A 23,638-nucleotide genomic window follows, 5' to 3' on the forward strand; every position below is an offset into this window, starting at 1 on the left:
CAGAGGAGCCCGTCATGTCACTCACCCCACCCTCCGACGAAGCCCGCGCCGCCGCACGGGCCCGCCTGGAGGCGCTGGCCACCCCGCCCGGAGCGCTCGGCCGGCTCGGCGAGCTCGGGGTCTGGCTCTCGGCCTGCCAGGGGGAGGTGCCCCCACGAGCACTCGACCGGGTCCGGCTGGTGATCTTCGCCGGCGACCACGGTGTCGCCGCTCACGGCGTCTCGGCCTTCCCGCCGGCCATCACCGGAGCCATGGTCCGCACGTTCGTGGCGCAGAAGGCCGGGGTGACCGCCTTGGCCCGGGCGCAGGGGGTCCACGTGCGAGTCCTCGACCTGGGGGTCGACGAGGACTTCGCGGACCTCGACGAGACCGCCCGGGCGGCGCTGACGGCGTACAAGGTCCGACGCGGGAGCGGCGCCATCCACCTCCAGGACGCTCTGACGGAGCAGGAGACCGTCCAGGCGCTGGCCGCCGGCGCAGCGGTGGCCCGCGACGAGATCGCCGCGGGAGCCGACCTGCTGCTGAGCGGCGACATGGGCATCGGCAACACGACGCCGGCCGCGGCGCTGGTGGCAGCGGCGCTCGGCCTGCCGGCCTCCGAGGTCACCGGTCGGGGGACCGGCGTGGACGACGCGGTGCTCCTCCACAAGGTCGCCGTCGTCGATGCCGCCCTCGAGCGCGCGCGCGATCGCCTCGACGACCCTGTCGCGACCCTGACCGCACTGTCCAGCGCCGACCTGGCGGCAGCGACGGGCTACCTGCTCGGCGCTGCGCGAAGCGGGGTCCCGGTACTGCTGGACGGGCTGATGAGCGTCGCCTGCGCCCTTACCGCCGACCGGATCGAGCCCGGGGCAGCGGCGTGGTTCGCCGCCGGACACCGTTCCACCGAGCCCGCGCAGTCGCTCGCCCTCGCCAAGCTCGGTCTCGAGCCGCTGCTCGACCTCGGGCTCCGGCTCGGCGAGGGCTCGGGGGCCGTGGCGGCCGTGCCCGTCGTCCGCAGCGCCGCGGCCCTGCTGCGAGACGTCGCGCTCCTCTCCGAGCTGGCCGGAGCCCCGGCCTGATGCTCCCCGACGCCGTCCGCCTCGCCGTCGGCATGCTCACCGCGCTCCGGGTCGGGCCGCCGCGGCAGGTCGACCGGCGGGTGGCCGGCTCCGCCATGGTGCTGGCGCCGCTCGCGGTGCTGCCCCTCGCGGCGGCGGTGACCGTCGTGGCGCTGGCCGGAGCTCGCACCGACCTCCCGACGCTCGTCGTCGCCTTCCTGGCGATCGCCGCGCTCGCTCTCGGGAGTCGCGCCTTCCACCTCGACGGGCTCTCGGACACCGTCGACGGCCTGACGTCGTCCTATGACCGGGAGCGCTCGCTGGAGGTGATGCGGAGCGGGACCGCGGGCCCGGCCGGCGTCGTCGCCGTGGTGCTGGTGCTCGGGACCCAGGTCGCGGCCCTGGGGGCGGTGCTGAGCCGGCCGCGCGGGACGGCGTCCGCGGTGCTGGCGGGGGTCGTCGTGTGCGCGTCGCGGGCGGCTCTGGCGCTGTGCTGCCTGCGCGGCGTCGCCGCCGCCCGGGCCGACGGGCTCGGACGCGCCTACACCGGGACCGTCCGGCCCCCGGTGACCGCGGCGGTGTGGCTGGTCTGCGCTGCCGCGCTGGCAGGGGCCGCCGCCGGGGCGGGCCTGCCGTGGTGGCGTGGTGTCCTCGCGGCGGCGGTGATGGCGGTCGTCGTCGGGTTGCTCCTCGTGCGGACGGGCGCGCGTCTGGGCGGGGTGAGCGGAGATGTCCTCGGAGCCGCGATCGAGCTCGCTCTGACCGCCGGCCTGGTGGTGCTCTCGTGAGGGCCCGCGCCCTCGGCCTCCTCGTCGGCTACGTCGCCGACCTGCTGCTCGGCGACCCGGCGAGGTTCCACCCGGTCGCCGGGTTCGGCCGGGTCGCGGCGCGTGCCGAGACCGCGTCGTACGCCGACTCGCGGCTGCGTGGGGTCGCGCACACCACCGCGCTGGTCGGACTCGGCCTGGCCGTCGGTGCCGGGGCCCAGCGGACGGCACGTCACCGTCCCCTCCTGGAGGCGACGCTCGTCGCCGCGACGACCTGGACCGTCCTGGGCGGGCGGTCCCTGGCGCGCGAGGCCGCGGCCGTCCACGAGCTCCTCGGCGCCGACGACCTGCCGGGCGCCCGGAGCCGGCTGACGCATCTGGTGGGTCGCGACACCTCCGGCCTCGACGAGAGCGAGGTCTCGCGCGCGGTCGTGGAGTCGGTGGCCGAGAACACCGCGGATGCGGTCGTCGCTCCCCTGATCTGGGGGGCGACGGCCGGGATCCCCGGCCTGCTGGCCTACCGCGCGGCCAACACCCTGGACGCGATGGTCGGGCACCACTCGGCGCGCTACGAGCGCTTCGGATGGGCCTCGGCCCGGCTCGACGACCTGCTCAACCTCCCGGCCGCACGGCTCACCGGCCTCCTGGGCGTCGTGGCCTCGCCCGGCAGGCGTGCGGAGGCCCGGCAGGTCTGGCGGCGCGACGCCGCAGGCCATCCCAGCCCGAACGCCGGCATCCCCGAGGCCGTCTTCGCCGGGTCGCTCGGGATCCGGCTGGGTGGTCGCAACCGCTACGCCGACCGCCCCGAGGAGCGCGCCCGGCTGGGCGACGGACGCGCTCCCGGCAGCGGCGACATCGCCCGCGCGGCCGCCCTCGCCCGCCGGGTAGGGCACGAGGCTGCCGTGGTGTGCTGCGTGGCGGCCCTGGTCCGCCGGGGAGCCCGTGGTGGCTGAGCGGCCGGACCACGTCGTGCTGGTGGGGATGTCGCTCGCGGACGCCCTCGACGACGGTCTGCGTGAGGCCGCCCGCGCCCACGACGCGACCGTCGCCTTCGTGCAGCAGGCCGACCCGTCGCTGTCGGCCGAGCTCACCCGGCTGGCCGACCTGGGCAGCGGGCGCATCCTCGTGGTCGGGGTCAGCCTCGGGCCGCTGGCGCCCGCACACTCGTGGCTACGTCGCGTCGCGGCGTACTGGTGGCGCGAGCGCGCCGGGCACCGCCCGGAGCTCGACGTCGCCACCCGCGTGGCGTCCTCGGTCGACCAGGTCACCGAGGTCATGGCGACCGCCCGCTCGATCACCGGCGCCGAGCCCGGCCTCACCTCCGCCGCCTGGGAGTCGGTCACGGCCCACCGCCACCAGGTCAACCTCTGCCGCGGCCCCCGGTGCACCGCGCAGGGCTCCCCGGAGACGCTGCGCGCCCTGGTGCTCGCCATCCTCGAGCAGCGCCTGGGCGACGACGACGTGCTCCTGGTCCACACCGGCTGCCAGTTCCCGTGCAACCAGTCGCCGGTGCTGAGCGTGCAGCCCGACGACGTGTGGTACGGCCACGTCCACCCCGAGGCCGCCCGCCGGATCGTGGCCGAGCACCTGGTCGGAGGCACCCCGGTCGAGAGCCACCGACTGCCGCGGAACAGACCCGCGATCGGCTGAGACGGACGTCACCGGGGTAGCGCGGCACCTGTCGGACGGATAGGTTGCCCTTGCACGTCTGTCGTGAGGAAGCCGGTGAGATTCCGGCACGGTCACGCCACTGTGAGGGCCCTCTCCGAGGGCCCGAAGTCAGATCTTCCGCTGACGTGTTACCGCCCTACGAGGGAACGTTGCATTCTCCAAGGAGCATCACATGAGCACGACATCTGCTGTCCGCACCCCTGCCGCGTCGCCGATCGCGACGCCGCTGGTCACCGCCGGCGTCAAGACGGTCTCGCTGCTCGTCGGCGTCGCCCTGCTGGCGCTGCTGGTCTACTACTTCATCGGCGTCGACGAGGGTGCGACGTCGGTGTTCGGCAAGAGCATGGTCATCCACGAGTTCTTCCACGACGGCCGGCACCTCCTCGGCTTCCCCTGTCACTGATCCGGCCCCCGGACGGACAGGACCCACTCCCATGGTCAAGAGGCTCATCGGCCGTGGCGCGCTCTCGGGCGCCGTCGCTGGCCTGATCACCTTCGTCTTCGCCCGGATCTTCGCCGAGCCGGTGATCTCCCAGGCGATCGACTACGAGTCCGCTCGCGACGACGCGACGATCCGGCTCGCCCACCAGCACCTGCTGCCACAGGGCTACCCGGTGCCCGGGGCAGGGCCCGACATCGTCAGCCGGACCGTGCAGATGGACCTCGGCATCCTGTGCGGACTGGTGTTGTTCGGCGCCGCGATGGGCGCCCTGGTCGCGGTGGCCTACACGGTGGCGATCGGCCGGGTCGGCCGGGTTCGGCCGTTCCAGCTGGCCCTGCTCGTCCCGGCGTTCTTCTTCGTGGGGGTCTACGCCGTGCCGTTCGCGAAGTACCCCGCGAACCCGCCGGCCATCGGTCACGAGGACACCATCCGAGACCGCGGGGCGCTCTACCTCGTGTGCGTCTTCTGCTCCTGCCTGTTCCTCTTCCTGGCGGTCTACGTCGGGCAGAGGCTGCATCAGCGGCTCAGCCTCTACACCTCGGTGCTGCTCGTCGGCCTGGGGTACGTCGTGGCGACGGGGATCGTGTTCGCCCTCGAGCCGTCGCTGGGTCACCTGGCCTACAACCGGGCCCACTACGGCAACCACCCGACCGAGACCCCGCAGCCGCTGTACAGCCCTGACGGCAGGCTGCTCTACCCGGGCTTCCCGGCCGACCTGCTGGCGCGGTTCCGGATCTACTCGGTGTTCGCCCAGGTCATCTTGTGGAGCGGGATCGCGCTGATGTTCGCACCCCAGGCGCAGCGGCTGCTCGACCCCGCGGCGGCCAGGGCCGGCAAGGACGCGCGCTTCGTCGAGGAGCACGCCCCGGTCGCCGTCTGAGGGACACCGACCAGGACCGCGCCTGCTCACCCGATCCGGAGAACGCGGCCGGCCACGACCAGATGGACCTCGTCGCAGACGGCGGCGAGGTCCTGGTTGACGGTGCCGAGCAGGTCGCGGAAGATCCGGCCCGACCGGTGGGCCGGAACGACGCCCAGCCCGACCTCGCTGGTCACCAGCACGACGTCGTCCCGGTCGGTCAGCACGGCGGCCGTCGCGTCGAGGAGGTCACGCACCGCGCGGGTGACCTCCACGACCGGCGCCTCCCACAGCCCCCGCTCGTCCAGCACACCGGTCAGCCAGGTGCCCAGGCAGTCGACGAGGACGGCGTCCGGTCCGGTCGAGAGCGCCGCCGGCAGGTCTCGGGACTCCACCGTGGTCCAGGTCGCGGGGCGCCGTGCCCGATGGGCGGCCACCCGGGCCGCCCAGTCCGGGTCGTGGTCCTGGCTCGTCGTCGGGCCAGGGGCCACGTAGGTCACCGCGGCCCGGTCGCGCAGCAGCCACTCCGCGTGGCGTGACTTCCCGGAGCGCACGCCGCCGGTGACCAGCACCCTCACGTCCGGCTCCTGACCCACTCCGCCGCCGCGAGGGCGCCGGTGACCACGGTCGTGCCGGCCGGGGGGTGCGGACGCCGGACGACCACGACCGGGACGCCGAGCTCGGCGGCCGCCTCCAGCTTGGGCCGGGTGTAGGTGCCACCGGAGTCCTTGGTGACCAGCACGTCGGCGCCGTGCTCGCGCATCAGGGCTCGGTCGCCGTCCAGCGTGTACGGGCCGCGACTGGTCACCAGCCGCCAGGCCGGCGGCGGGCTCGCCTCCGGGACGTCGACCACGCGGGCCAGGACCGCCCGGTCGCCCAGCGCCGGCTCGAAGCGCGGCAGCTCCTGACGCCCGACGGTCAGGAACGGTCGCAGGCCGAGCGCGCGGGCGAGCTCCGCGGCCTCGTCGTGCGACGCCACGAGGTGCCAGGTCGGCTCGGGCGGCCAGCCGGGCCGCTCGAGCCGCACCAGGGGCCGGTAGCCGGCCGCCGCCGCCACGGCGTTCGCGGTGATCCGGGTCGAGAAGGGGTGGGTCGCGTCGACGAGGAGGTCGTACGACGCGAGCTCGCGGCGGAGTCCGTCGACACCGCCGAAGCCCCCGATCCGCAGCTCGCCGACCGGGAGCCGGGGCCGACCGACCCGACCGGCGAGGGACGACGTCACCGCGACCCCGTCGTCGACCAGCAGGCTCGCCAGCTCACGAGCCTCGCTCGTGCCGCCGAGGAGCAGCACCCTCATCGGTCACCCCGGGGCGGAAGGAGCCGCAGTCCCGCCGGTGCGCCGTCCTCGGCGAGCCGGAGCAGCGCGTCGACGTCGAGGTGCTCCTCGACCAGGTCTCCGAGCAGGTCCAGGCGCGCCTGCCTGGCCCGGGCGAAGCGCACCGGCGAGGCCTGCCGGCCGCCCAGCAGGCCCAGCACGGCGGCGCGGAAGGCGTCGCACTCGAGCGTGCCGTGCCACATCGTGCCGAGGACCCGCCCGGACCGGACCCCACCGGGGAAGGGCTCCGGGGCGGCGCCGGCCGCGACCACGCCGTGGTGGATCTCGTAGCCGGAGACCCCGACCCCGTCGAAGCTGCCCTCGGGCAGACCGAGCGTCTTGTCGGCGCGGAAGCGGGTGTGCACGTCGAGCAGGCCGAGCCCGGGGACCGTGGCCGCCGACGCGTCCTCGATCCCGTCGGGATCGGCCACCTCCCGGCCGAGCATCTGGAACCCGCCGCAGATGCCGAGCACGAGGCCTCCGCGCCGCGCGTGCTCGACGATCGCGAGGTCCAGGCCGCGGGACCGCAGCCAGGCCAGGTCGGCGATGGTCGAGCGAGTGCCGGGCAGCACCACCAGGTCGGCGTCGCTCACGTCGCGCGGGTCGGAGGCGAAGACGAGGTCGACGTCGGGCTCGAGGCCGAGGGCGTCGACGTCGGTGACGTTGCTGATCCGGGGGAGTCGCACGACCACGACCCGCAGGGCCGCGGACGCGCTCGCCCGTCGTGCGCCCACGTCGAGCGCGTCCTCGGAGTCCAGCCAGAGCCCGGGATGCCACGGCAGGACGCCGAAGACGCGGCGTCCGGTGAGGGACTCCAGCTCGGTGAGCCCGGGGCTCAGCAGGTCCGCGTCACCGCGGAACTTGTTGACCACGAAGCCGGCGACGAGCTCCTGATCGCCCGCGTCGAGCAGCGCGACGGTGCCGAACATCGCGGCGAGGACTCCGCCGCGGTCGATGTCGCCGACCACGACGGTGGGCAGGCCGGCATGGCGGGCCAGGCCCATGTTCACGAAGTCACTCGAACGCAGGTTGATCTCGGCGGGGCTGCCCGCACCCTCCGCGACGACCACGTCGTAGCGGCCCGCCAGGTCGTCGTACGCCGCGTGTGCGGCCCTGGCGAGGTGTCGCCGCCCGGAGGTCCAGTCGCGGGCGGAGACCGCGCCGGCCGGCTGTCCCATCAGGACCACGTGGCTCTGCCGCTCGCTGCCCGGCTTGAGCAGCACCGGGTTCATCGCCGGCTCCGGCCGCGCTCCGGCGGCCAGCGCCTGGATCCACTGGGCCCGCCCGATCTCGGCGGGCACGCCGTCCGCCGACACGCAGACCATGGAGTTGTTGGACATGTTCTGCGCCTTGTACGGCGCGACCCGCACCCCGCGCCGCGCGAAGGCCCGGCACAGGCCCGTGGTGACCACGCTCTTGCCGGCGTCCGACGTCGTCCCGGCGACCAGGAGGCCCGTCATCCGGCCGACTCCCGCCGCAGCAGGTAGACGTCCATCACCCAGCCGGCGCTCGCCCGCGCGCGCTCGCGGGCGGCCTCGACCTCGGCCACCACGTCGCAGACGCGTCCGGCCACGAGCTCCTCCGACCGCGTCCCGAGGTTGGCACCCCACCAGATCGACCAGTCGCCGACGGCGGTGAGCTCGGGCGCGCCGCCCAGCATCACCACGATGTCGGTCTCGCCGGCGGCGACGGCCTCGTGAAGCCGACGCGCGGTGGTCAGATGCACCGGCCGCCCGACCGGGTGCAGCACGATCCGGTGGCGCGCCGCCAGCAGCTGCGGAGCGCTGATGCCGGGCACCACGTCGTAGTCGAGGCGGAGCCGCTCGGCGAGCGCCTCGACGACGCGGACCGTGGAGTCGTAGAGCGAGGGGTCGCCCCAGACCAGGAACGCCGCGGTGCCGCCCCGGCTCGCCAGCACCCGCGCGTAGGCCGTCACGCGCGCGACGTGCCAGTCGTGCACCGCGGCCTCGTAGCCCGCGGCGGGTGCGGCGCGGTCACGCTCGGGATCGGGGACCGTGACCAGCTCCAGGCCGTGCTCGCCGCAGACCTGACGACGTACGGCGAGCAGCGGGTCGTCGACCGACTTCTCGGCGGCCAGGGCGTAGTCGCAGGACCGGAGAGCCTCCGATGCCTCGGGCGTGACGTGCTGCGGACCCATCCCGATCCCGACCACCCTGACCCGCGTCTCAGCCATCGTCGCCGGCCTCGAGGTCGCCCTCGACGTCGAGGTAGACCTGTCGCATCGCCGCGACCACGTCCGGGTCCGGCTCGGCCCACAGCCCACGCTCGGCCGCCTCGTGGAGGCGCTCGACGATCCCGTGCAGCGCCCAGGGGTTGGAGCGCCGCAGGAACTCCTGGTTGGTGGCGTCCAGGACGTACTCGGTGGCGAGCTTCTCGTACATCCAGTCGTGGACGACGCCGGCGGTCGCGTCGAGGCCGAAGAGGCAGTCGACGGTCGCCGCGAGCTCGAAGGCGCCCTTGTAGCCGTGGCGCTGCATCGCCGTGACCCACCGCGGGTTGACGACCCGCGCCCGGAAGACGCGCGCGGTCTCCTCGGCCAGGGTGCGGGTTCGGACGGCGTCGGGCGAGGTCGAGTCCCCGAGGTACGCCACCGGGTCGGCACCGGTGAGCGCGCGGACGGTCGCCACCATGCCGCCCTGGTACTGGAAGTAGTCGTCGGAGTCGGCGATGTCGTGCTCGGCGCTGTCGACGTTCTTCGCGGCGACCTTGATCCGGCGGTAGTTCGCCCGCATGTCGTCGGCGGCGGGCGCCCCGTCGAGGTCACGGCCGTAGGCGAACCCGCCCCAGGCGGTGTACACCTCGGCGAGGTCCTGGTCGTCTCGCCACGACCCGGACTCGACGACCTGGAGGATCCCCGCGCCGTACGAGCCCGGCTTGGAGCCGAAGATCCTGGTCGTGGCCCGGCGCCGGTCGCCGTGCTCGGCCAGGTCGGCACGGCTGTGGGCACGCACGAAGTTCTGCGAGTCGGGCTCCTCGAGGTCCGCCACCATCCGCACGGCGTCGTCCAGCATCGCCACGACGTGGGGGAACGCGTCTCGGAAGAAGCCGGAGATCCGCACGGTGACGTCGATCCGCGGGCGTCCGAGCTCTTCTGGCGGCACCACCACGAGCTGCGCGACCCGGCGCGAGGCCTCGTCCCACGCGGGCCGCACGCCCAGCAGGGCGAGCACCTCGGCGATGTCGTCACCGCTGGTCCGCATCGCCGACGTGCCCCACATCGAGAGCCCCACCGACGAGGGGTAGTCGCCGGTGTCGTCGAGGTAGCGCTGGAGCAGGGAGTCGGCCATCGCCTGGCCCGTCTGCCACGCCAGTCGGGAGGGCACGGCGCGCGGGTCGACGGTGTAGAAGTTGCGGCCGGTCGGCAGCACGTTGACCAGACCACGCAGCGGTGAGCCGGACGGACCCGCCGGCACGAAGCCGCCGGCCAGCGCGTGCACGATCGCGTCGATCTCGTCCGTCGTGCGGCGCAGCCGCGGCACCACCTCGGTCGCGGCGAAGCGCAGCACGGCCTGCACCTGGGGGTCCTCGTGCAGCGTCGACGCGACCTCGGGGTCCCACGACGCCGCCTCCATCGCCTCGACCAGACGGCGTGCCTGCTCCTCGACCTCGTCGACCGCGGTCAGCCGCTCGTCGGCCTTGAGACCGAGCGCCGCTCGCAGGCCGGGCACGGCGTGGCCGACGCCGCCCCAGACCTGGGCCGCACGCAGCACCGCGAGCACGAGGTTCACCCGCGCCTCGCCAGCAGGCGCCTGACCCAGGACGTGGAGGCCGTCGCGGATCTGGGCGTCCTTGATCTCGCACAGCCAGCCGTCGACGTGGAGGACGAAGTCGTCGAAGTCCTCGTCGCCTGGTCGTTCGTCCAGTCCCAGGTCGCGATGCATCTCCGCGGCCCGCAGGAGAGCCCAGATCTCGCCGCGGACCGCGGGCAGCTTGGCGGGGTCCATCGCCGCGACGTTCGCGTGCTCGTCCAGCAGCTGCTCGAGCCGCGCGATGTCGCCGTAGGCCTCGGCGCGGGCCATCGGCGGCACGAGGTGGTCGACCACCGTCGCGTGCGCGCGCCGCTTCGCCTGGGCCCCTTCGCCCGGGTCGTTGACCAGGAACGGGTAGACCAGCGGCAGGTCACCGAGAGCCGCGTCGGGGCCGCAGCCCGCACCGAGCGCCGCGTTCTTGCCGGGCAGCCACTCCAGGGAGCCGTGCTTGCCCAGGTGGATCACGGCGTCGGCCCCGAAGCCGCCGTTCTCCTCGGCGTTCGCCAGCCAGCGGTAGGCCGCGAGGTAGTGGTGGCTCGGCACGAGGTCGGGATCGTGGTAGATCGCGACCGGGTTCTCCCCGAAGCCCCGCGGGGGCTGGACCAGGACCACGACGTTGCCGGCCCGCAGCGTGGCCAGCACCAGCTCGCCCTCGTCGTTGACGTAGAGCTCGCCGGGCTCCTCGCCCCACGCCCGGGTCATCGCCTCCCGCAGGGCGGCGGGAAGCTCGGCCGTCCAGCGGGCGTAGTCGGCGGCGGGGATGCGCACGTGCGCCGAGGTGAGCTGGGCCGAGGTCAGCCAGTCCGGGTCCTGACCCCCCGCGGCGATCAGGGCGTGGATCAGGGCGTCACCGGCCTCGGTGTCGTCGGGGAGGTCGAGCCCGGGCAGGTCGCCGGGCGCGCCCACGTCGTACCCCTCGTCGCGCAGGCGGCGCAGCAGCCGCACCGCGGAGACCGGGGTGTCCAGGCCCACGGCGTTGCCGATCCGGGCGTGCTTGGTGGGGTAGGCCGACAGGACGAGGGCGATCCGCTTGTCGGCGGGGGCGACCTGGCGGAGCCGCGCGTGCGCCACCGCGATGCCGGCGACCCGGTCGGTGCGCTCGGGGTCGGCGACGTAGCGGGGGAGCCCTTCGGAGTCGATCTCCTTGAAGGAGAACGGCGCGGTGATGATGCGGCCGTCGAACTCCGGGATGGCGATCTGGGTGGCCGAGTCCAACGGGGTCACCCCCTCGTCCGAGGCCTCCCAGTCGGCTCGGCTCGAGGTCAGGCAGAGGCCCTGGAGGACCGGGATGTCGAGGGCGGCCATCCGGGTGACGTCCCACGACTCGTCGTCCCCGCCCGCCGACACCGAGGCCGGCGTGCTGCCACCGGCCGCCAGCAGGGTCACGACGAGCGCGTCCATGGTCGCCAGCGCCTCGTAGAGGTCGTCGGGGGCCGCTCGCAGCGAGCCCGCGAAGACGGGCACCCCCACCGCCCGTCCGGTCCGGTCCACGGCGTTCGCCAGGGCGTGGACGAAGTCGGTGTTCCCGCTCGTCTCGTGAGCGCGGTAGTACACGATGCCCACCCGCGGCAGCGAGGCGTCCGCTCCCGTCGGCCGCTCGGCGTAGCCCCACGACGGCACGCTGCGCGGTGGGTCGAAGCCCTCGCCGGTCAGGAGCACGGTGTCGGACAGGAATGCGTGCAGCTGCGCGAGGTTGTCCGGCCCGCCCTCGCAGAGATAGCGATGCGCCTCGGCGGCGGTCCCGATCGGGACGGTCGAGAGCTCCATCAGCTCGGCGCTCGGCTGCTGCTCACCGCCCAGCACGACCACCGGCGTCGCGCTCGCCCGGACCGCGTCGAGGCCGTCCCAGAGCTCGGTCACCGAGCCCAGCAGCCGAGCCACGACGAGGTCGCTGCTCGCGATCGCTGCCGCGAGGCCCTCGTCCGAGGCGCGGCTCGGGTTTGCCCAGGTGTACGACGCGCCGCTGGCGCGGGCCGACAGCAGGTCGGTGTCCGAGGTGGACAGCAGACAGATGCGCACGGGCGGCGTTCCTCCTCCGGGGTTCTCGCCCCGTCGAGCGGTCGGACACGCCCGCGGCCAGTGTCTGGCTGTCTCGGCCCGAGGGCCGAGCTCACAGTGGCGGAACCGCCCCGGACTCACACCGGGTTCCTGGTCCACGGACGTGACCGCAGCCTACGGAAGAGCCGCGCCGACCGCCCCGCCGGGTGGCCGCGGGTCGCCCCGCACCCGCGGGAAGACGCGGAAGCACCGGCTCGGCTGACCCGGGGAGACATGGTTGGCGGGCGCCGGACGGGATACGGGGTGGGGAGACCGACCCGCGCCCTCGCACCGAGCCGGAGGTCGGCGAGCCCGAGCGCGCCGCGGTCGGCGGACGGCTGCTGCCCGGCTCCCCGCGCCTGCGCAGCGAGGTGCAGATCGTCCGCGGCATCGCCGATCCCTGTCCCGCCTGAGGCGGCGCAGCGAGCCCGGCCACGACCCCGCCAACCCCGAGGGCACCAGGGAACCGGCGGTCGACTGGATGGGCGTGGCGCAGGACTACTCGAGGATCCGGCTCCACATCGCCCACGTCGTCCCCGGCCTCCACGCCTTCGAGGAGCGCGTCGGGCATCCCGGCGGGTTCCAGCTGCCGAACGCCGCGCGCGACTCCCGGGAGCTCGACACAGCGACCGGGAAGGCGCGGATCACCGCCAACGCCCTGACCGCGGTGGACGTGCCTCCCGGGCACCTGCTGCTCCAGACCCTGCGGTCGCACGACCAGTTCAACACCTCCGTCTACGGCTACGGCTACGGCTACGACGACCGCTATCGCGGCATCCGGCACGGGCGCAACGTCGTCCTCGTCAACCCCGACGACCTCACCGCTCTGGAGATCGCGGACGGCGACACCGTCGACGTCGTCTCCGTCGCCGAGGACGGCGAGCGCAGGCTGCCCGGGCTCCGCGCGGTCGCTACCCGACCACCCCCGGCTGTGCGGCGACGTACTTCCCCGAGGCCAACGTGCTGGTGCCGCTGGACTCCGTGGCCGACGAGTCCAACACCCCCGTCTCCAAGTCGGTCGTGGTCCGGGTGGAGCGGTCGCGGTCCGACGCGGCAGAGGCGACGTAGGCAGCGACCCGCCCGACGGTGGGAGAAGCACCTCTGGCGACCATGGCGTGCGCGTGGGCGAGGCGTTAGCGTGACCTCTCTGCCCGCCGGCCCCGGCGGCCCACCGTCCGGAGGTCGTGACGTGCGCATCCTGATCGCGGACAAGCTGCCCGAGCAGACGCTGCACGACCTCGAGGACCACGGCCACGACTGCACGATGGAGCCGGGCCTGAGCGCCGACGAGCTGGCCGGACGCATCGGTGAGTACGACGCGCTGGTCGTGCGCAGCACCAAGGTCCCGCGAGCCGTCTTCGAGGCCGGGGAGCGGCTGGTGCTCGTCGTGCGCGCCGGTGCCGGCACCAACACGATCGACACCGACGCCGCGGCCGAGCGCGCCGTGTTCGTGAGCAACGTGCCGGGACGCAACGCCGCCGCGGTCGCGGAGCTCACGATGGGGCTCCTGCTCGCCGTGGACCGGCGGATCGCCGACGCGGTGTCGGACCTGCGCGCCGGGCACTGGGACAAGCAGACCTACGGCAAGGCCGGGGGCCTGATGGGCTCCACCATGGGCATCGTCGGCCTCGGGTCGATCGGCTTCCTGGTGGCCGAGCGGGCGGCGGCGTTCGGCATCCGGCTGCAGTCCGTCGCGAGGCCCGGCCGTAGCGCGGCCGCGCTGGCCCGCGCCGAAGAGCTCGGCATCACGATGTGCGACTCGCTGGGGGATCTCGCGGCCAGCTCCGACATCGTCTCGCTGCACGTGCCCGCGAGCCCGGACACCAAGCGGCTGGTCGACGAGGCGTTCCTGGCCCGGATGAGGCCCGGTGCGATCCTGCTCAACACCTCGCGCGGCGACGTGGTCGACGAGGCGGCGCTGCTGAAGGCGCTCGACGAGGGCCGGGTCCGGGCCGGGCTCGACGTGTTCGACGACGAGCCGGGGTCGGGCAAGGCCGACTGGGAGTCCGCCTTGGGCAAGCACCCCGCCGTCGTCGCCACCCACCACATCGGCGCCTCCACCGAGCAGGCACAGCGGGCCATCGCCCAGGGTGTCACCGAGATCGTCGACGCCTTCACCGGCGGCGAGGCCCGCCACTGCGTCAACCTGGAGCCCGACCGGCTGGGCACGCTCGCCCTGAGCGTGCGACACCTCGACCGGGTGGGCGTGCTGGCGCAGGTGCTCGACCGGCTGAGCACGGCGCACCTCAACGTCCAGCACATGGTGAACCGCATCTTCCGCGGTGGCGAGGCGGCCGTGGCGTTCATCGACATCGAGGGCGAGGTCTCCGAGGAGCTGCTCGACGCCGTGCGAGCGATCCCGCACGTGCTCGGCGTCTCGGTCGTGACCCTGGCGGAGAACGGCGGGCCGCCGGCATGACCACCGTCAGGCCGTTCCCGGCGCGGGTGGTCCGGCAGGCGGTCGCCCGGCGCACCGTGACCGCGATGACCGACTCGCAGGACGACTCCGGCGTCGACCTCCACGGCGTCAAGATCGACCCCGCGGCGTACGACGAGCGGCCGGCCGCCCTCTACGTCTACCGCCAGAGCGGGCGCGCCGCGTCGTACACCGGGGTCGTCTGCGATGTCGCGGTGCAAGCCGTCGCGGACGCACGGGTGCGCGGGCACGAGGCCGTCCACCAGCTGCGCGTCGACGCGCTCGTCTGGCATCACGCACGCGGCAGCTCCCCGCCGGCGCTGGTGATGCTGCTGCACCAGGCCGGACCGGAGTACGCCCGCGCTCTCGCCGAGGCCGAGCGGTCGGAGCCGATCTTGGACTTCGACGGGCCGGGCGGGCTCCACCAGACCGTGTGGCGCCTGGACGACGAGACGGCGACCTCGGCCCTGGCCGACGAGCTGGCCTCGGCTCAGCTCTACATCGCCGACGGCCACCACCGGGCTGCCGCCGCGCTGGAGGAGTGGCGGCTCGCGGGCAAGCCGGCCGAGGCCGGGCTGCTGTGCCTGGTGCACCCCATGGACGGCCTGGTCCTCTCGTCGTTCCATCGCCGCGTCTCGGGGCCGGTCGACGCAGACCGGTTGCTGACCGGTCTCCGCGACGAGTTCGAGGTGCGGGAGGCGGACGCGATCCCGGAGCCCTCGGTCGGCACGCTCGGGCTCTACCTCGCCGGGCGCTGGTACCAGGTCCTCCTGCCCGCCGAACGCCCTGTGGGCGTCGCCGGCCTGGACGCGACGATCCTCCAGACGCGCGTGCTCGACCGCTTGGAGCCGGCGCCGCCCGGCCGGGTCCGGACCGTCGACGGCGTGCCGTCGGCCGAGCCGCTCGACGAGCTCGTCGCCCGGTGCGACGTCGACCGAGGAGCGCTGTTCACGCTGGCTCCGCCGCCGCCCGAGGCGCTGGTCGAGGTCGCCGACGCGGGCGAGGTGATGCCGCCCAAGACGACGTACTTCGAGCCCAAGCCGGCCGCCGGCATCTTCCTGCGCTCGTCGGCCGAGGCCCGGGGTTTGTCGCAGGGTCGGGCCCAGGGTCAGGCTCGACTGCCGGCCGGTGGGGTCGCACCGGCCTGAGCCAGCCGCCGGCGGGCATCCAGGTCGGCACCCTCCAGGTCGACCACGGCCCGGGCGAGCAGGAACTGGTCGTCGAGGATCGAGGCGAGCACGCGTCGCGCCTCGCTGTCGTCGCCGGCGTACTCCGCGACCGTCCGGGCCGCCTCGCGCAAGAACGTCCGCCACCGCTCGGCGTCGCCCTCGACGACCAGGGTCTCGATGCGGTCGCGGAGGTCGCGCTCGACGTCCTCGGGAGATCCGCCACCGGTGGCAGCCAGGCGCGCCAGCAGCGACGGCACCATCGCCTCGACCTCGGGCGGCAGGAACAGCCAGGTGTCAGGGTGTGGCGACACTGCGGGTCCCCGTGGCCATCGACTCGAGCTCGGCGATCCGCGGGAGCAGCTCGCGCAGGCGCTGCTGGAAGCGGATGACGGAGAACTCCTGCTCGTCGTTGAGGATGCCCGAGTGGTACGACGGGGCCTGGACCCCGCGCTGCACCCGGGTCGTGATGTCGACGTCCTGGCCCATGATGTCGACGTTGAGCTCGCGCATCAGCTCGCGCGCCCGACGGTCCTGCTCGCCCTCGTCGGGGTGCACCAGCGTCATGGTCGTGGCCCGGGTCCGCTGGAGCCCGGTGGGCTCGAGCTGCCACATGTCGATGTGGTGGGGGTAGATCTCGAAGAACGTCGTGGGCCAGATGCAGACGTGGCCCATGGCGTTCTCGAACTCCTCGGGCATGCCCGGCATCCGCCGCATCAGCTGCTGGTACTCCCGCTCGCGGGGCTCGCGTGAGGGCCGGCTGCGGTAGGGGACCCGCGACCACTCGCACCAGTCGTTGTTGTCGCCGACCGTCTCCTTGACGTCGACGAGCCGCACCAGCGTGGGGTGGGCGACCGGGACGTGGTAGTCCTCGTAGTAGTTGTCGGCGAGGATCTTCCAGTTCTCCTCGAAGTCCTCGGTCCACCGGGCGCCGTCGGGGCCGCGGTCGACCTGGAGCCCCGACACGTTGAGCCACTCCAGGTAGGGCCCGACCGGGCCGAGCATCTCGACCAGCGGCATCTGGTCGGGGTCGACGCAGCAGAAGACCAGGCCCCCCACGACGTCGACCCGGAACTGCGGAAGCGCCACCTGGTCGCGGTCGAGACAGGCGAAGCCCTGCCCCGAGGGTGCCGCCGCAAGCCGGCCGTCCAGCTCGTAGGTCCAGGCGTGGTACGGGCAGCGCATCACCGAGCGGGTCTGGCCGGTGCCCTCCAGGATGGTCGACGCGCGGTGTCGGCAGACGTTCGACATGGCCCGCAGCTCCCCGTCGTGGCCGCGGACGACGAGCACCGGCTCGCGGCCGACGTTCGCGGTGACGTAGTGACCGGGCTCGGAGAGCTCGCAGATGTGTCCGACCAGGATCCAGGCGCGGGCGAAGACCTCGGTCAGCTCCTGCTCGTAGAGCACCGGATCGGTGTAGGCGATGCCGGGCAGGCTCCGGGTCGCGGTCGGCCCCTTCTGGGTGGCGCGCGACTCGGGGGTGCTGGTGGGGCTGGCGATGTCGGTGGCGACGTTGCTGGGATCCATCGAAGGACTCCTGACTGATCGTTCGGTCAACTCTACAGAACCCGGCCGGTTCTCGTCAGGGGGCCGGGCTCGCGGCCCGGGGCCGGGGGTCGGGGGTCAGCAGCCGCCGGCGCCCGAGTCGACGACCTGGTAGACGGCCAGGGCGGACGTACGACGTACCTGGTGCAGACCCGGGCAGGCCCGCAGGGCGTCCAGCGCCGTCGGCGCGTCCCAGACGTTGCCGGTGGCCAGGGAGTAGGCGTGTGGGTCGCCCACGACCACCCAGGTCACGTGGTTCTGGGCGAGGTAGCCCCAGTGCGCCGAGGGGTCGGTGAAGAAGGCCTGGCCGCCGCGCAGCAGGGCGTTGGCGTCGTGAAGCTGGGTGTCGAAGGTGTACGGCGCGCGGCCGTCGAGCAGACCCTGCGCAGGGGTCACGTCCGGGATGAAGCCCTCGGTGTAGCCGTTGGCCAGCACCACGTCGTGGCCGGTCAGGGGGAGCGAGCGCCAGACGGCGAGATCCTCCTGACTGGGCGCCTGGCCGTTGTCGTACCTGGCGACGCGGACCATCGAGACCACGCCACAGGCCGTCAGCGCGAGCAGCAGGACCACGGCGCGCGTCCGCGGCGTCGCCATCAGCGCCCGGCCCCGCCATGACCAGGAGGCCCGGGTGGCCGCCGCGAGCCCGAGGACGAACAGGGGAGGGACGACCAGGCTCGACTCCAGCACGATCCGCGACCCGCCGGTCCGACGCGGCACGTAGCCCTGCCAGCCGAGCATGAACACCGACGCGACCAGAGCCAGCCCGAGCAGCGTGAGCAGGGTGAAGCCCACGACCTGTCGGGTCGCGGCGTCGCGGCGGCTCCGCCACAGGCCGAGCAGTGTCAGGAGGAGCGCCGGGACGATCCACCAGTCCTGCCAGCTGTAGAGCTCGCGGACGGAGGTGCGGACCATGCTGAGGTTGCTCACCGGCATCGAGGGCTGCTCGCCACGCGCCGCGCGGAAGAACTCCCAGGTCGGGTCGCCGATGCCGCCCCGGTCGACCAGGCCACCGGCGTGCACCGTGCCCGACGCCTCGCGGAAGATCAGCCCCATGACGGCGACCGCGGCTCCGAGTGCGGCCAGCGCGATCGCCGTACGCACGATCTGGCGCCGGCGCGGTCCGCGCGCGATCGAGACCAGGGCGATGGCGGCCACCATGGTCCCCGCCACCAGGGCGGCGATCCCGTGCACCTGCGAGAGCGTCGCCGCCATCAGCGCGGCTCCGACCAGGGAGCCCCGGCGACGGTGGTGCAGCCAGTCGATGGTGAGCGTGAGCATCAGCAGCCCGAGACCCAGGCCGAGGGTCTCGGGGCGATAGCCGGACGCCCGGATCTGGAGGATCCCGGCGGCCACGACGAACGGGACCGCGAGCAGGGACACGAACCGTCCCGCGCCGAGGGTCGAGGTGAGGGCGACCATGCCGACCGCGACCAGGAGGGCGCTGAGCAGCGTCACCGTGATCACCGAGGCCATCGGGTGACCAGGGTCCTGCACGAGCAGCATCGCCGTGCCCGTGGTGAAGAGGTGGTAGTCGTTGAGGAACGGCGTCGAGATCCCGAACTCCACCGACGTCGACGGGATCGACCCCAGGTCGGCGACCTGCCGGGCCAGCCCGTAGTAGTACCACGGCGTCGAGCCCAGTGGTGACCACGGCCTCGTGAGGATCGCGCCGCCCAACGGCGCGAAGACGACGACCGCCAGCCCGGAGACCTCGCCGGCGCGACGGGCGGCGGGCGCGAGCAGGGCGGCGAGCCGCCGACGCTGCCGGGGGAGGGCCAGCACCACCAGCGAGGCGACGGCCACCACGACGTCCCACGTCCACGCGGCACCGCCGGTGAGACCGACCGTGCGGGTCAGGATGCCCGAGCCCAGCAGCCACGTCGCCAGGCCGGCCGCGAGCCCGCGGGCCACCACCAGGTCCGCGCCGCCCGCCCCGCCCCCGTCGTCGACGGTGCCGTCGACGGTGCCGGGCTCGGGCCCCGGGTCGGCCGCGGCAGCCGGCGAGAGCAGGACCGCGCCGGCCAGCGCGGGCAGCAGAAGGGTGAGCAGGAGGCTCGCGAGCACACTCATGGCTCCCTCACATCGCCCTCATATCGCCCTCATCCGGTCACGCGCGCCGGCGTCTGGCGCGCGGATCGTGGACCCGGGCCCAGGACCGGACGATGGTCGCGAGGTAGCCGGAGGCGTAGCCCAGGCCGCTCGGCTTCTTGCTGGTGCCGATCTCGCGGCTGCGGATGTGGACCGGGACCTCCCGGACGCGCAGGCCCTGGCCGGCGGCCTGGATCAGGATCTCGGCCGCGGAGAAGCGGTCCTCGACCAGCCGGAGGCGCGCCAGCCCGGCGGCGTCGATCGCGCGGTAGCCGTTGGTGCAGTCGGTGATCGAGGTGCGGGTGAGCACCCGGATCAGCAAGGTGAACCCGCGGATCCCCAGGTCGCGCGCGCCGCCGGCGTCGTCGTACCTGCCCAGGAAGCGTGAGCCTTGCACGTAGTCGGCATCGCCGGCCACGATCGGGCCGACCAGGTCGGCCAGCTCGTCGGGGTCGTGCTGCCCGTCGGCGTCCATCGTGACGACGACGCGCGCTGCCAGCTGCGGCGCCAGGGCGAACCCCGTCCGGAGGGCGTCGCCCTGGCCGAGGTTGCGCCGATGCGTGCCGACCACGGCCCCGGCGGCCCGTGCCTCCTCGGCGGTGCCGTCCGTGCTGCCGTCGTCGATGACGACCGGACGGACCCGCAGCCCGCAGACCGTCTCCGGGAGGGACCGCAGCACCGGCCCCACGCTGCCGGCCTCGTTGTAGGCCGCCATCACGACGACGAGGCCGCCCTCGGCCGCGTCGGCGGGGCCCGCCTGGCTGGCCAGGGCGTCCGCGACCGCGGCCTGGCGGACGGCGGTCGCGGCGACCCGGGCGTCACCGGAGGCCGAGGCCGGACGTCTCACTCCGAGGACTCCCGGAACCACGCCACGGTGCGGTCTAGCCCCTCCTCGAGCGTGACCCGAGGCTCGAAGCCGAGCAGCTCGCGGGCCAGCGAGATGTCGGCGTAGTTGCGCATCACGTCACCGGCGCGCTCGGCCTGGTGCTCGACCGACGCGCCGCCGAGCCGGTCGGCCACCAGCTGGGCCACGTCGAGCACCGTGGTCTCGACCCCGGAGCCGAGGTGCGCGACCGTCGCCTCGCCGTCGTGGGCGAGGGCGGCCCCGACCCCCCGACACAGGTCCTCGACGAAGACGAAGTCGCGGGTCTGGGTGCCGTCGCCGTAGACGACCAGCGGCTGACCGGCCATCGCCTGCTTGCAGAACGCCGCCACGACCGACCCCTTGTGGTAGCTGAAGGGGCCGTAGACGTTCGCGAAGCGGAGCACCGTCGTGGGCAGGCCGTAGGAGCCGGTGAACGCCGAGCAGTAGGCCTCGCCGGCCAGCTTCGACGCACCGTAGGGCGACGTCGGCCTGGGCACCATGTCCTCGTGGGCCGGCGGGGTGATCTCGCCCAGGGGGGCGTTGGACGAGGCGAAGACGAACCCTCCGACCTTGGCGTCCCGCGCGGCGAGCAGGGTGTTCAAGGTGCCCCGGACGTTGAGCTCGCTGTCCTCCAGCGGCGCTCGGACGGAGGCGGGGACGCCGGCCTGCGCGGCCAGGTGGACCACGTGCGCACAGCCTCGCGCGGCCTCGGTCAGCGCTGCGAGGTCGAGGATGTCGCCCACGACCACCTCGTCGTACGCCGCGCGCTCGGCGTCGGCTCGCCGGCCGGTGCTGAAGTCGTCGTAGCAGCGCGTGAGATACCCCAGGGACGCGAGCACGGGCGCGAGGTTGACGCCGATGAAGCCGGCGCCGCCGGTCACCAGGACGCGGTCGTGCGTCACCGCCATGTGGTGCGCGGTGCGATCGCGTCGACGATCGCGCGGTCCTTGTACTGGAGGAGCGTGCTCAGGGTCGCCGTCACGAGGTCCTCGGACAGCAGGGTCGGCTCGAGGCCGAGGTCGAGAAGCTTGGTGTGCGTCGGGTTGTAGTAGTGCTCCTGGGCCTCGGTGCGCGGGTTGTCGATCTCGTGGATCTCGACCTCCAGCCCCAGCTCCTTGGCGGCCTGCTGTACCTCGACCGCGAGGTCGCGGATCGAGAACGACTCGGTGAACTGGTTGTAGACGCGCAGCTCTCCACGGTCGGCCGGGTTGAGCATCGCCAGCTCGACGCAGGCCAGGGTGTCGCGGATGTTGAGGAAGCCGCGGGTCTGGCCGCCGGTGCCGTACACGGTCAGCGGGTGGCCGACGACCGCCTGGACGCAGAAGCGGTTGAGGGCGGTGCCGAACTGCTCGTCGTAGTCGAAGCGGGTCAGCAGCCGGTCGTCGAGCACCGTCTGGTCGGTGTGCACGCCGTAGACGACACCCTGGTTGAGGTCGGTGGCCCGGATGCCGTAGACGCGGGTGGCGAAGTGGATGTTGGTGGAGTCGGCGACCTTGCTGGCGTGGTACCAGCTGTGCGGCATCTTCGGGAACGGCAGCGTGTCCTTGCGGCCACGGTGCTCGATCTCGATGAACCCCTCTTCGATGTCGATGTTGGGGCAGCCGTACTCACCCATGGTGCCGAGTTTGATCAGGTGACAGTCGAGGTCGTTCTCGACCAGCGCGAAGATGACGTTGAGGTTGTTCTCGATGTTGTTGAGCTGCGTGAACACCGCGTGCCGACGATCGGTCATGGAGTACGGGGCCGACGGGATCTGGCCGTAGTGGATGAGGGCCTCGGGCCGGAACTCGCGCACCAGCCGGTTGACCAGGTCGAAGTCGCGCAGGTCGAACGTGTGGACGTCGACGGTCTTGCCCGACACCTCGTGCCAGGCCTTCGCACGCTGGGAGAGGTTGAGGATCGGGGTGAGGCTGTCGCCGCCGGCCTCGCTGACCATCTGTCGACGCAGGTAGTTGTCCACCACGGCCACGTCGTGGCCGTGCTCGGACAGACTCATCGCAGTGGGCCATCCGAGGTAGCCGTCGCCGCCGAGCACCAGAACACGCACCGTGGACCCCTTCCTTGCACCGGTCGGGCAGAAACCTAGCCTGCTCAGCGCCAGAACGCCCATCAGGGGCACACCCGGCGACCGGATCCGGTCAGGTTGGTGGCAGCACCGCGGGGCTCTTCGGCGTGGAGAAGAGGCGGTCGAACAACACGTACCGGAACGCGAACATCACGACGTAGACCATGAAGTAGGTGCCCGAGACCAGGAAGGTGCGGGTGCTGTGGGAGACCGAGGTGCCGTTGAGCAGGTGCGCGACGCCGGAGGTCGCCAGGATCGCCAGCACCAGCGTGCCGAGCACGATCCCGGCGTAGGGGAGCAGCTCGCCCCGCAGGCTAGGGCGGCCACGACGGCCCCACGCCCAGCTGCGGTTGATCCAGTAGTTGGGGATGGCCCCCGCCCACCACGCGAGGATCGAGGACAGCGTCGTCGACGCACCGGCCGGCCCGTAGAGGACCAGGAACGTCGCCTGGCTGCACACCGTCGCGACCACCGAGCCGGTGCCGTAGCGCACGATCTTCCGGGCCGCGCCACCGCGGGCGCGTCGTAGCCGGGAGAGCCGCTCTGCTCTCTCGGCGACCTCGGGCATGGGGGGATCCTACGGCGGCCCGGCGCCGGGAGCCCGATCCCGAGACCGCTCCGGGCACGGACCCGGCGCGGACCCGGCATAGGCCAGCACAGGCCAGCACAGGTCCGGCGCGGTCGCTCGGACCGGCGAGCGCCGGCGTGCGCCATGATGCACGGTGCGGGCCGAACCCGGCCGGTCCCGCGGAGAGGGAAGGGTGCAGGAGTACGTGATCGTCTCAGCTCTACTCATCGGTGTGCCGACCATCGGCGCCGTGCTGGCGATGCTCCTCGTCCGCCATAACGCGCCGGACGGCGGCTACCTGGGCACCATGGAGTCCGCGGACGGCGTCTTCAGCGCTGCCGGCGCGGGGCTCGCGGTGCTCCTCGCGTTCGTGATCTTCGCGGTCTTCGACAGCTACTCCAACGCCCGGTCGGCAGCCGGCGAGGAGGCCGTCGCGAGCCAGCAGATGTACTCCACCGCCGGCTTCTTCCCCGACCAGACGAGCACGCTGCGGGGCGAGACGGTCTGCTACTCCCGGGCGGTGATCCACGACGAGTGGCCGGCGATGTCCGACGGACATGAGAGCCCGGTCGTCCAGACCTGGGTAGACCGGCTGGACACCTCGATCCAGCAGACCAAGATCGCGGGGAACGGACAGGGTGCCGCGCTGGAGCACTGGCTGAGCCTCAGCCAGGACCGGCAGGAGGCCCGGCGAACGCGGCTGGGCGAGGCGCGTCCGTTCGTGCCGGGGTTCGTGTGGTTCGTGCTGGTGCTGATCACGATCATCGTGGTCGCCTTCCAGTGCCTCTTCGCCGATCCGACGGCGACGGCGTTCGGGCAGGCGGTCGCGATGAGTGCGATGACCGCGACGCTGTTCTCCGCGCTGACGCTGATCTGGGTGCTGGACCGGCCGTTCGAGAACCGCGGCGCCGAGCTCCACCCGACCCGGATGCAGGCGTCGTTGTCGGTGATGTCGCGCGACGCGCGCCTGCCGGCCATGCTGCCCTGCGACGCGCTCGGCAACCCCAGCTGAGCCGGTCCCGCG

General features: G+C 73.4%; 21 protein-coding genes and 2 riboswitches. Of the genes, 9 read left to right on the top strand and 12 right to left on the bottom strand.

From position 1 onward, the window contains the following. The first annotated feature begins 14 nt into the window (after nt 1–14). From cobT to VHW64_RS10380, 6 genes are all read left to right on the top strand, one after another. Nucleotides 15–1,061 carry a nicotinate-nucleotide--dimethylbenzimidazole phosphoribosyltransferase gene (gene cobT, locus VHW64_RS10355; protein WP_329650467.1) on the top strand — a complete coding sequence of 349 codons (1,047 nt, stop codon included), beginning with the start codon at nt 15–17 and terminating at the stop codon, nt 1,059–1,061. Next, nucleotides 1,061–1,828: an adenosylcobinamide-GDP ribazoletransferase gene (locus VHW64_RS10360; RefSeq protein ID WP_329650468.1), complete on the top strand. Its 768-nt coding sequence runs from the start codon at nt 1,061–1,063 to the stop codon at nt 1,826–1,828. Before cobT ends, VHW64_RS10360 begins: the two co-directional genes overlap by 1 nt. Then, a complete protein-coding gene (locus tag VHW64_RS10365; RefSeq protein ID WP_329650469.1) occupies nt 1,825–2,760 on the top strand; it encodes a cobalamin biosynthesis protein in 936 nt (311 codons plus the stop codon). Before VHW64_RS10360 ends, VHW64_RS10365 begins: the two co-directional genes overlap by 4 nt. Continuing rightward, nucleotides 2,753–3,457 (top strand): (2Fe-2S) ferredoxin domain-containing protein, encoded by a 705-nt coding sequence (locus VHW64_RS10370; protein WP_329650470.1) that lies wholly within the window; start codon nt 2,753–2,755, stop codon nt 3,455–3,457. The genes VHW64_RS10365 and VHW64_RS10370 overlap by 8 nt, the downstream gene beginning before the upstream one ends. A 39-nt stretch (nt 3,458–3,496) precedes the next feature. After that, nucleotides 3,497–3,647, top strand: a riboswitch (adenosylcobalamin (AdoCbl) riboswitch). A 3-nt stretch (nt 3,648–3,650) separates the two neighbouring features. After that, nucleotides 3,651–3,881, top strand: a complete 231-nt coding sequence (locus tag VHW64_RS10375; protein WP_329650471.1) for a CbtB domain-containing protein — start codon at nt 3,651–3,653, stop codon at nt 3,879–3,881. A gap of 31 nt (nt 3,882–3,912) precedes the next feature. Further along, nucleotides 3,913–4,800 (top strand): CbtA family protein, encoded by an 888-nt coding sequence (locus tag VHW64_RS10380; RefSeq protein ID WP_329650472.1) that lies wholly within the window; start codon nt 3,913–3,915, stop codon nt 4,798–4,800. A 26-nt stretch (nt 4,801–4,826) separates the two neighbouring features. Here VHW64_RS10380 and VHW64_RS10385 read toward each other — a convergent pair whose 3' ends face one another. From VHW64_RS10385 to cobN, 5 genes are read right to left on the bottom strand one after another with little or no spacing between them, the layout of a single operon-like run. Continuing rightward, complete coding sequence (locus VHW64_RS10385) at nt 4,827–5,357, bottom strand: bifunctional adenosylcobinamide kinase/adenosylcobinamide-phosphate guanylyltransferase (protein ID WP_329650473.1); 531 nt, start codon at nt 5,355–5,357, stop codon at nt 4,827–4,829. Beyond that, complete coding sequence (locus VHW64_RS10390; RefSeq protein ID WP_329650474.1) at nt 5,354–6,076, bottom strand: cobalt-precorrin-6A reductase; 723 nt, start codon at nt 6,074–6,076, stop codon at nt 5,354–5,356. The genes VHW64_RS10385 and VHW64_RS10390 overlap by 4 nt, the downstream gene beginning before the upstream one ends. Then, nucleotides 6,073–7,554 carry a cobyric acid synthase gene (locus VHW64_RS10395; RefSeq protein ID WP_329650475.1) on the bottom strand — a complete coding sequence of 494 codons (1,482 nt, stop codon included), beginning with the start codon at nt 7,552–7,554 and terminating at the stop codon, nt 6,073–6,075. Before VHW64_RS10395 ends, VHW64_RS10390 begins: the two co-directional genes overlap by 4 nt. Next, entirely contained in the window at nt 7,551–8,288 is a 738-nt protein-coding gene (gene cobF / locus VHW64_RS10400) for a precorrin-6A synthase (deacetylating) (protein WP_329650476.1), read from the bottom strand. Before cobF ends, VHW64_RS10395 begins: the two co-directional genes overlap by 4 nt. Beyond that, nucleotides 8,281–11,883 carry a cobaltochelatase subunit CobN gene (gene cobN, locus VHW64_RS10405; protein WP_329650477.1) on the bottom strand — a complete coding sequence of 1,201 codons (3,603 nt, stop codon included), beginning with the start codon at nt 11,881–11,883 and terminating at the stop codon, nt 8,281–8,283. The genes cobF and cobN overlap by 8 nt, the downstream gene beginning before the upstream one ends. Nucleotides 11,884–11,923: 40 nt before the next feature. Then, a riboswitch (cobalamin riboswitch) is annotated at nt 11,924–12,046 on the bottom strand. Between the two features lie 342 nt (nt 12,047–12,388). Between cobN and VHW64_RS10410 the strand changes: the two genes are divergently transcribed. Both VHW64_RS10410 and VHW64_RS10415 read left to right on the top strand, forming a co-directional pair. Next, a complete protein-coding gene (locus VHW64_RS10410; RefSeq protein WP_329650478.1) occupies nt 12,389–14,320 on the top strand; it encodes an NAD(P)-dependent oxidoreductase in 1,932 nt (643 codons plus the stop codon). Then, nucleotides 14,317–15,465, top strand: a complete 1,149-nt coding sequence (locus tag VHW64_RS10415; protein ID WP_329650479.1) for a DUF1015 family protein — start codon at nt 14,317–14,319, stop codon at nt 15,463–15,465. The genes VHW64_RS10410 and VHW64_RS10415 overlap by 4 nt, the downstream gene beginning before the upstream one ends. Here VHW64_RS10415 and VHW64_RS10420 read toward each other — a convergent pair. The 7 genes from VHW64_RS10420 to VHW64_RS10450 all read right to left on the bottom strand — a co-directional run bounded on the left by VHW64_RS10420 (nt 15,426) and on the right by VHW64_RS10450 (nt 22,614). After that, nucleotides 15,426–15,797, bottom strand: a complete 372-nt coding sequence (locus VHW64_RS10420; RefSeq protein WP_329650480.1) for a hypothetical protein — start codon at nt 15,795–15,797, stop codon at nt 15,426–15,428. The two genes, VHW64_RS10415 and VHW64_RS10420, sit on opposite strands and share 40 nt — an antisense overlap. Further along, entirely contained in the window at nt 15,781–17,010 is a 1,230-nt protein-coding gene (locus VHW64_RS10425) for an aromatic ring-hydroxylating dioxygenase subunit alpha (protein ID WP_329650481.1), read from the bottom strand. The genes VHW64_RS10420 and VHW64_RS10425 overlap by 17 nt, the downstream gene beginning before the upstream one ends. 96 nt (nt 17,011–17,106) lie before the next feature. Then, nucleotides 17,107–19,098, bottom strand: a complete 1,992-nt coding sequence (locus tag VHW64_RS10430; protein WP_329650482.1) for a hypothetical protein — start codon at nt 19,096–19,098, stop codon at nt 17,107–17,109. A 37-nt stretch (nt 19,099–19,135) separates the two neighbouring features. Further along, entirely contained in the window at nt 19,136–19,963 is an 828-nt protein-coding gene (locus tag VHW64_RS10435; protein WP_329650483.1) for a glycosyltransferase family 2 protein, read from the bottom strand. Continuing rightward, the gene (locus tag VHW64_RS10440; protein ID WP_329650484.1) at nt 19,960–20,883 is read right to left on the bottom strand and encodes an NAD-dependent epimerase/dehydratase family protein; all 924 of its coding nucleotides are present in this window, start codon (nt 20,881–20,883) and stop codon (nt 19,960–19,962) included. Before VHW64_RS10440 ends, VHW64_RS10435 begins: the two co-directional genes overlap by 4 nt. Then, nucleotides 20,880–22,028: an NAD-dependent epimerase/dehydratase family protein gene (locus VHW64_RS10445; protein ID WP_329650485.1), complete on the bottom strand. Its 1,149-nt coding sequence runs from the start codon at nt 22,026–22,028 to the stop codon at nt 20,880–20,882. The genes VHW64_RS10440 and VHW64_RS10445 overlap by 4 nt, the downstream gene beginning before the upstream one ends. Nucleotides 22,029–22,119: 91 nt before the next feature. After that, nucleotides 22,120–22,614 carry a GtrA family protein gene (locus tag VHW64_RS10450; protein WP_329650486.1) on the bottom strand — a complete coding sequence of 165 codons (495 nt, stop codon included), beginning with the start codon at nt 22,612–22,614 and terminating at the stop codon, nt 22,120–22,122. Nucleotides 22,615–22,846: 232 nt separating this feature from the next. On the opposite strand from VHW64_RS10450, the gene VHW64_RS10455 reads away from it, so the two are divergent. Continuing rightward, nucleotides 22,847–23,626, top strand: coding sequence for a hypothetical protein (locus VHW64_RS10455; RefSeq protein ID WP_329650487.1), 780 nt, complete (start codon nt 22,847–22,849; stop codon nt 23,624–23,626). Nucleotides 23,627–23,638 lie beyond the last annotated feature (12 nt).

Source organism: Nocardioides sp. (assembly GCF_036267815.1).
Lineage (GTDB): Bacteria > Actinomycetota > Actinomycetes > Propionibacteriales > Nocardioidaceae > Nocardioides.

Coding starts and splice junctions, on each gene's coding strand:
- cobT (WP_329650467.1), top strand. CDS start 15: ATGTCACTCACCCCACCCTCCGACGAAGCCCGCGCCGCCGCACGGGCC.
- VHW64_RS10360 (WP_329650468.1), top strand. CDS start 1,061: ATGCTCCCCGACGCCGTCCGCCTCGCCGTCGGCATGCTCACCGCGCTC.
- VHW64_RS10375 (WP_329650471.1), top strand. CDS start 3,651: ATGAGCACGACATCTGCTGTCCGCACCCCTGCCGCGTCGCCGATCGCG.
- VHW64_RS10380 (WP_329650472.1), top strand. CDS start 3,913: ATGGTCAAGAGGCTCATCGGCCGTGGCGCGCTCTCGGGCGCCGTCGCT.
- VHW64_RS10390 (WP_329650474.1), bottom strand. CDS start 6,076: ATGAGGGTGCTGCTCCTCGGCGGCACGAGCGAGGCTCGTGAGCTGGCG.
- VHW64_RS10395 (WP_329650475.1), bottom strand. CDS start 7,554: ATGACGGGCCTCCTGGTCGCCGGGACGACGTCGGACGCCGGCAAGAGC.
- cobF (WP_329650476.1), bottom strand. CDS start 8,288: ATGGCTGAGACGCGGGTCAGGGTGGTCGGGATCGGGATGGGTCCGCAG.
- VHW64_RS10415 (WP_329650479.1), top strand. CDS start 14,317: ATGACCACCGTCAGGCCGTTCCCGGCGCGGGTGGTCCGGCAGGCGGTC.
- VHW64_RS10425 (WP_329650481.1), bottom strand. CDS start 17,010: ATGGATCCCAGCAACGTCGCCACCGACATCGCCAGCCCCACCAGCACC.
- VHW64_RS10430 (WP_329650482.1), bottom strand. CDS start 19,098: ATGAGTGTGCTCGCGAGCCTCCTGCTCACCCTTCTGCTGCCCGCGCTG.
- VHW64_RS10450 (WP_329650486.1), bottom strand. CDS start 22,614: ATGCCCGAGGTCGCCGAGAGAGCAGAGCGGCTCTCCCGGCTACGACGC.